At 64.4% G+C, this 7,242-nt stretch carries 6 protein-coding genes and 1 pseudogene; 2 read left to right on the top strand and 5 right to left on the bottom strand.

The annotated features are described in order from the left end of the window. Nucleotides 1-453 (bottom strand): annotated as a pseudogene (locus tag NEI07_RS07295) (hypothetical protein); the annotation flags it as partial. Nucleotides 454-799: 346 nt separating this feature from the next. Between NEI07_RS07295 and NEI07_RS07290 the strand changes: the two are divergent. Further along, nucleotides 800-2,056 carry a cytochrome-c peroxidase gene (locus NEI07_RS07290; protein WP_256033710.1) on the top strand — a complete coding sequence of 419 codons (1,257 nt, stop codon included), beginning with the start codon at nt 800-802 and terminating at the stop codon, nt 2,054-2,056. 127 nt (nt 2,057-2,183) lie between these two features. After that, nucleotides 2,184-2,522, top strand: a complete 339-nt coding sequence (gene smbP / locus NEI07_RS07285; protein ID WP_256033709.1) for a small metal-binding protein SmbP — start codon at nt 2,184-2,186, stop codon at nt 2,520-2,522. Here the strand turns inward: smbP and murI are convergent. The 4 genes from murI to infB form a co-directional block, all read right to left on the bottom strand. After that, on the bottom strand, nt 2,519-3,340 hold the full coding sequence (murI, locus tag NEI07_RS07280; protein ID WP_256033708.1) for a glutamate racemase: 822 nt from the start codon (nt 3,338-3,340) through the stop codon (nt 2,519-2,521). The genes smbP and murI overlap by 4 nt on opposite strands. Nucleotides 3,341-3,764: 424 nt before the next feature. Further along, nucleotides 3,765-4,667: a tRNA pseudouridine(55) synthase TruB gene (gene truB, locus NEI07_RS07275; protein WP_256033706.1), complete on the bottom strand. Its 903-nt coding sequence runs from the start codon at nt 4,665-4,667 to the stop codon at nt 3,765-3,767. Further along, entirely contained in the window at nt 4,664-5,092 is a 429-nt protein-coding gene (gene rbfA, locus NEI07_RS07270; protein WP_256033704.1) for a 30S ribosome-binding factor RbfA, read from the bottom strand. The genes truB and rbfA overlap by 4 nt, the downstream gene beginning before the upstream one ends. Before the next feature lie 152 nt (nt 5,093-5,244). Then, nucleotides 5,245-7,242: translation initiation factor IF-2 (gene infB / locus NEI07_RS07265; RefSeq protein ID WP_256033703.1), on the bottom strand; the 1,998-nt coding region annotated here is incomplete at its 5' end.

Genomic DNA, 7,242 nt, shown 5'->3' with positions numbered 1-7,242 from the left:
TTCCTCAAGCGCGGGCGCTTTGGCGGCGTCTCCATCCGCCGGGGCGGCGTCCTGCGGTTGCGGCGCGGCGCTGCCGAGAACGGGTTCAGCGGCTTCCGGAGCGGCCAAAGGCGGCGCCGTGGCCAGCGCCGGATCCTCGCTCGGCTCGACCGTGCTCCACGGCCCCAAGACCCAGGTCAGGGCCGCTAGTCCGGCGATAACCACCGCGGCCGCCGCGAAGAACAAGGCCCGACGGCCGCCTTCGCGTTCGTCCTCCGGCTCGTCGTAGAATTCTTCCTCGGTCGCATGGACCGCGCTCCAAGCTTCCTCTGCGCGCGGCGCCTGAGGAGATGGACCCGGATTGATCGCCGTATTCGATGGCGGACGCTCGAAGCCCTGAGCCGGCGCCGTTGGCGCGGGAGCATGGCCAAGGTCGCGACGCAGCAACTCTTTAAACTCGGCAAATTCAGCCATCAGCTCCTTATCGTCGCCGATATCCATCATGCCAGAACCCTTTCATTGGCCGCGCGCCAAGGACTCGGCGATGAGTCGCGCGCGGTCGCACCATCCGCGTCCAGACAAACGTTAAAATGTGGCTGTACTGCGCCGAGTTGCTTTCAGGAAATATAAACTGGTTAATTTCAGTCGCTTAGATTGCGTTGACGGCGCAGTTTACCTCCGTGCAGGCGACCATGCGGCGTAAGCTCACACGCTTGCTGGAAGATATCCAAATTAACGAAATTGACCTTTGCGCCGCGCGATTCCTAAAGTTTCGCAGGGCGCGAAGAAACGCGCTTTCTTCTCTAACGGGCTGCTGCAAGTGACCCTTTCCTATCCCCGCAAGGCGCGCCGAGCCGCGCTTTGCGCCGCCTTCGCATTGCTCGGCTCCCCGCTCTGCGCACAGCCCGCGCCATCGGGCGCCGGCGCGGCCGACGAACGCGGCCTGACGGCGCTTGAGCTCCTCGGCAAGCGCGTGTTCGAAGACGCGAGCCTGTCGCTTCCGGCGGGCGTCTCCTGCGCCTCCTGTCATGACGCGGCGACGGCCTTCCAAGGCAATAATGGTTCGAGCGTCCCTGCCGTGGCGCGGGGCTCGCTGCCAACGTCTCTGGGCAAGCGCAACACGCCGTCGATCATGTATGCGTCCTTCGCGCCGCCCTTCGAATTCATCGACGATAAGGATGAGGAGACCGGCAAGATCGAGAAAATCCCGGCTGGCGGACAGTTCTTCGACGGGCGCGCGCGCGACCTTCTCGCCCAGGTCGAAGGCCCGATGCTCGATCCGCTCGAAATGAACGCGCCGTCGAAACGCTTTATCGTCGAGACGGTGCAGGGCGGCGCGTACGCCGACCTTGCCCGCCAGGTCTATGGCCATAAAGTTTTCGCCGATCCGGACGCCGCCTTCGTGAAGCTCGCGCAAGCGGTCGTCGCCTTCGAGGCGAGCGCGCGCTTTCATCCCTTCACCTCCAAATTCGACGACTATCTGCGCGGGCAAGCGCAGTTGACGGCGCTCGAGAAGAAAGGCTTTGAGCTTTTCAAGGACCCGAAGAAAGGCAATTGCCTGGCCTGTCACGCCGGCAAGGAAGATTCGCGCAATCCGCAGGACTGGCTCTTCACCGACTTCACCTATGACGCGCTCGGCGGCCCAAGAAACAAAGCGATTCCGAGCGTGGCGAAGCCGCATTCGGCTGCCGATCTTGGCCTGTGCGCGCGACCAGGACTCGCCGAAGTCGCCCCGGCGGACTTCAAGGTCGAGAGCGTCTGCGGCGCGTTCAAGGTGCCGACCTTGCGCAACATCGCCGTCACGGGCCCCTATCTGCACAATGGCGTCTTCGACAAGCTGCGCGACGTCGTCGCCTTTTATGCGACGCGCGACACTGATCCCGGCCGCTGGTATCCCAAAGACCGGCGCGGCAAGCCGGAAAAATATGACGACCTGCCGCCCTCCGCGCATGACAACGTCAACGTCGAAGAGGTTCCCTACGATCGCAAGCCGGGGGAAAAGCCGCGGCTTTCCGAAAAAGACGTCGACGCCATCGTCGCTTTTCTCGAAACCTTGACCGATCGCCCAAAACCCTGATGCGCGTCAGCAAGACGCGCAGGCGTCGCGGCTCTTGCGCGAGACCGAGGGCGCATTAATCTACAAAAGCGGAGCTGACGGTAACGGTCAAGTCCGTGTTTGATCAAGATTATTGGGAGGGGAAACTATGATCCGCAGAACGCTCATCGCCCTCGTCTCGCTATCGGTCGCCGCGTTGTTCTCGCCGATTGCGCTCGCGCAGGAAAATCATGTCGCCGAAGCGATCACCCATACGCGCCAGGCGGTGGACGCCGGTCTGGAAGGCAAGGCCGACGGGGTCGTCGAACACGCAAAGCAAGCTTTGGAGCACGCTCAGGCCGCCCAGAAGGAAAAGTCGAACCGCTTCGTGCGCGCCGGCATCGTCCATCTGAAGCAGGCGATCAAGTTTGGCGAAAAGGGCAACGCCAAGGGCGGCGTCAAGCACGCGAAAGAGGCGCTGGCGAAACTCGACCACGCCCCGCACTAGGCGGTGGGGGCGACAGCGGCCCACGCAAGGCCGTAGCGCGCGAGCGTTGCGGCGAGCGGCGCCAGGGGACGCACGCCGCTGGTGAAATTGGCGCAGCGGGAGCCCTGGCGATCTCCCGCAGCATCGGCGCCAAAGCGCTCGCCGAGCAATTGATCCGCGCGCCGCGCGATCGCCGGCGCGGGGTCGATCCACTCGACCGGCCAGGGCGCGAGGCGTTTGAACTCGTCGACAAGCAGCGGGTAATGCGTGCAGGCGAGAACGATGGCGTCCGTGCGCCTGCCGCCGTCTTCCTGGAAACAGGGAGCAATCTCGGCGCCGATGTCGGCGTCTCTCACGCTTTCCCCATGCATGTAGTTCTCGGCGAGACTCGCCAAGCGTTTCGAGCCCACGAGGGTCACCGAGCAATGTGCGGCGAATTGCGCGATGAGGTTTTGCGTATAGTCGCGCGCCACCGTGCCCTGCGTGCCGAGCACGGAAATCAACTTTGACCGTGTGCGCTCCGCTGCCGGCTTGATCGCCGGCACCGTGCCGACGAAAGGCAAGGCGGGCCAATGCACGCGCAAATAGGGCAGAACGATCGTCGAGGCGGTGTTGCAGGCGATGACCACGATGTCCGGCGCGTGCTCGGCGATCAGCCTCTCCATCAGCTCCATCACGCGTTCGACGAGCTCCGGCTCCTTCCAGGACCCATAAGGAAAGCCGGCGTCATCCGCGCAATACACATAATCCGCGTGCGGGCGCAGCTTGACGGTCTCGGCGAAGACCGTGAGGCCGCCAAGGCCTGAGTCGAAGATGAGGAGTTTGGGCGGACGGGTCATGCTCGGCGAATCTCGGAGCCCATAGGACAAGCTTCGAGGAACAAGATCAACTGCCGGTCAGTCGAGGACAATATTTGACTGATTGTTCTAACCCGTCGAGTTTAGGGGCATCATGCGAGATATGAAACACCCTCAGGCCAGCGCTGGCGGAACTTCCGAAGAAATCACCCGGCACGGACGTCGCTTCACAGGCCGGGCGGCGGAACCTCGCGTCAAACAGACGGAGATCGATCGCGCGATCGAAGATCTCATGCGCTTTCGCGAAACCGCGCGAAAGGCGCCGCTGGCCGAGGTTTTGGGCGCGCGCCATCACGACCCTGAATAGTGACGGCCTTCGTCGTCGATGCGCAGGTCCTCGCTGGCTCCGCGCTTGCCGACGAATGCCTTCCCGCGTAATCCCGCTGCGTCGCGCTCGTCGAATAGTTCAGAACGGCAGATTGAACACCCGCGCGGGCGCGAGCGCGCCCTGAATAATTTCGCCGAAGGCGACCGGCACGCCCCCGCAAGCAGCGTAGACGACGCCCTCATGCGGCGCATCGCGGCCGCGCAAAATCACCGAGCCGCCGCGCCGCAGCCGCGCCGCCGTGTCGCGATCGACGACGACGCAAGGCAGTTCGGCCAGTCCCGCTTCGACCGACAGCAGCGCCTCTGCGGCCATGTTCTGATTTTCGATCTCGTCGAGCGTATAGGCGTCTTCCTCAAGGAAAGGTCCGACGCGGGTGCGTCTCAGCGCCGTGACATGGCCGAAACAGCCCAATAGCCGGCCGATATCGCGCGCCAGCGCGCGCACATAAGCGCCCTTGCCGCATTCCATGACGAATGTCGCGTCGTCGCCAGATGCGTCGATCAGCGTCAGCGAGCGGATCTTGACCGCTCGCGGCTTCAAATCGACCAGCTCGCCCTCGCGGGCGATGTCATAGGCGCGCTCGCCGGCGATTTTGATCGCCGAGAACTGCGGGGGCGTCTGCATGATTTCGCCGACGAACTGCGGCAGCAGAGCTTCGATTGCGGCGCGCTCCGGCCGCACGGCGCTCTCCCGCATCGCGCGCCCGTCAGAATCGTCAGTATCGGTCTCGACGCCCCAAAGCACGGTGAAGCGATAGGCCTTCTCGCCGTCCTGAACGAAAGGCACGGTCTTGGTCGCTTCCCCGAAGGCGACGGGAAGAATGCCGGACGCGAGAGGATCGAGCGTGCCCGCATGGCCGGCCTTTTGGGCGTTGTAGATGCGCTTGAGGCGCGACACTGCCTGTGTCGACGTGAGCCCGACAGGCTTATCTAGCGCCACCCAGCCGTCGACAACGACGCGGTCCGATTTTTTTTTGCTCATTCCTCAACGCCATCCTTTTTGGCGTCGTCGCCATCGGCGAGATCGCGCTTCACACGGTCGGAACTGAGCAGCGCGTCGATGCGCGACACATTGTCGAATGTGTCGTCGATGCGAAAGCGGATTTCGGGCGCGAACTTCAAATTCACCTCTTGCACAATCTCCCCGCGCAAAAATCGCTTGTGGCGATCCAGCGCGGCGAGCACCTCCGGCTCATCCTTGCCGCCAAGCGGGACGACGTAAATCGTCGCGAGCTTGAGATCGGGACTCATCTTCACCCGCGAAACGGTCACGACATGCTGTTCGAGCACCGGATCGCTGATTTCGCCCCGCGTGAGCAGCCGGGCGGCGGCGTGGCGCACGAGTTCGCCGACACGCAACATGCGCTGCGACGGCGCGCCCGCCTGTGAGTGATGAGCTCTGGACATTTTGGACCCGATGATTGCAGTCGTCTCACGCCCGCGCCCGTGGCGGACATCCCGCGCATGAAGCGTAACGAATGAAGGTAGCGCGCCTCAGCGCGACGAAGATGGCCGGGACGCGCCCGGCCATGATGTTTTTTGCGGCGGCGCAGCGCCGCCTAGAGCGTTCGCTTGATTTCCTCGACGCGATAGCACTCGATGACGTCGCCGGCGCGCATGTCCTGGTAGTTCTCGAAAGCCATGCCGCATTCCTGTCCTGCGGCGACTTCCTTGACCTCGTCCTTGAAGCGCTTGAGCGTCGAGAGCTTGCCCTCATGCACGACGACATTGTCGCGGATGAGCCGCACATTAGCGCCGCGCTCGACATTGCCATCCGTCACGCGGCAGCCGGCGACCTTGCCGACCTTCGAAATGTCGAAGACCTCGAGGATCGTCGCATTGCCGAGCAGGGTTTCGCGCAGCGTCGGCGCCAACAGCCCGGACATCGCCGCTTTCACGTCATCCACCAGATTGTAGATGATGTTGTAGTAGCGGATCTCGATGCCGGAGCGTTCGGCCGCGTCGCGCGCCTCTTTGTGCGCGCGCACATTGAAGCCGATGACCGCGGCGTTGGAGGCCTCGGCGAGCGAAATATCGGATTCCGAAATGCCGCCGACGCCGGCATGCACGATGCGCGCCCCGACCTCGTCGGTGCCAAGCTTTTCGAGCGCCGCGGCGATGGCTTCGACCGAACCCTGCACGTCGCCCTTGATGACGAGCGGGAATTCCTTGCGGCCCGCCGTCTTGAGCTGGCTCATCATGTCGGAAAGCGAACCGCGCGCCGAACCGCCGCGCGCGGCGATCTTGTCGCGCTTCATGCGCTCGCGATATTCGGCGATCTCGCGGGCGCGGGCTTCCGACTCGACGACGGCGACGCGGTCGCCGGCTTCCGGCGTGCCGCTGAAGCCCAGAATCTCGACGGGGAAGCTCGGTCCGGCCTCGGGACGCGCGACGCCCTGATCGTCGAGCAGCGCGCGCACGCGGCCCCATTGGGTTCCCGCCACGACAATGTCGCCGACGCGAAGCGTGCCGCGTTGAACCAGCATGGTCGCGACAGGCCCTCGGCCTCTGTCCAGCCGCGCCTCGATGACGGTGCCCTCGGCGGCGCGTTCGGCGTTGGCCTTCAGGTCGAGCACCTCGGCCTGCAGCGCGATCAGTTCGAGCAGCTTGTCGAGATTGGTCTTCTGTTTCGCCGAGACTTCGACTTCGAGCGTCTCGCCGCCCATGGTCTCGACCTGCACTTCATACTGCAGCAGTTCGGTGCGCACCCGCTCAGGCTTTGCGTCCGGCTTGTCGATCTTGTTGATGGCGACGATCAGCGGCACATGAGCGGCGCGGGCGTGATTGATCGCCTCGATCGTCTGCGGCATGACGCCGTCGTCGGCCGCGACGACCAGCACCACGATGTCCGTCACCTTGGCGCCTCGGGCGCGCATCGCCGTAAAGGCGGCGTGGCCGGGCGTGTCGATGAAGGTGATGGCGTGACCGTTCGGGGCCGTCACCTGATAAGCGCCGATATGCTGGGTAATGCCGCCGGCCTCGCCGGAGACGACATTGGCCTGTCGAATGGCGTCAAGCAACGACGTCTTGCCGTGGTCGACGTGGCCCATGATGGTGACGACCGGCGGACGCGCCGTCAGATCGGCGTCGACGTCGGGCGTGTCGAACAGGCCTTCCTCGACGTCGGATTCGGCGACGCGCTTGACCGTGTGGCCCATCTCCTCGGCGACGAGCTGCGCCGTATCGGCGTCGATGACGTCGTTAATTTTGTGCATCTCGCCCTGCTTCATCAGCAGGCGGATGACGTCGACGGCGCGCTCCGACATGCGGTTCGCGAGTTCCTGAATGGTGATCGTCTCGGGAAGGATCACCTCGCGCAGAACTTTTTCCTTCTGCTCCACCTGACCGCGGAACAGCCGCTGCTGCCGGCGCTTGAATGAGGCGACGGAGCGGGTGCGCTCTTCGTCGGTGCCGGCGGTGGCGGTGGAGACCGTCAGACGGCCGCGATCCTTCATCGCGCCGCCGCGAGAGGGAGTCGGGCGTGGCGGCTGGGGCGGCGTAAAGCCGCCGATGGTGCGCACCGGCGGGCGGCGCACCGCGGTTTCGCCCTCGGTGCG

This window comes from Methylocystis suflitae, assembly GCF_024448135.1.
Lineage (GTDB): Bacteria > Pseudomonadota > Alphaproteobacteria > Rhizobiales > Beijerinckiaceae > Methylocystis > Methylocystis suflitae.
Note: the sequence above shows the minus strand (reverse complement) of the source record. Positions and strands in the feature narration are given on the sequence as shown.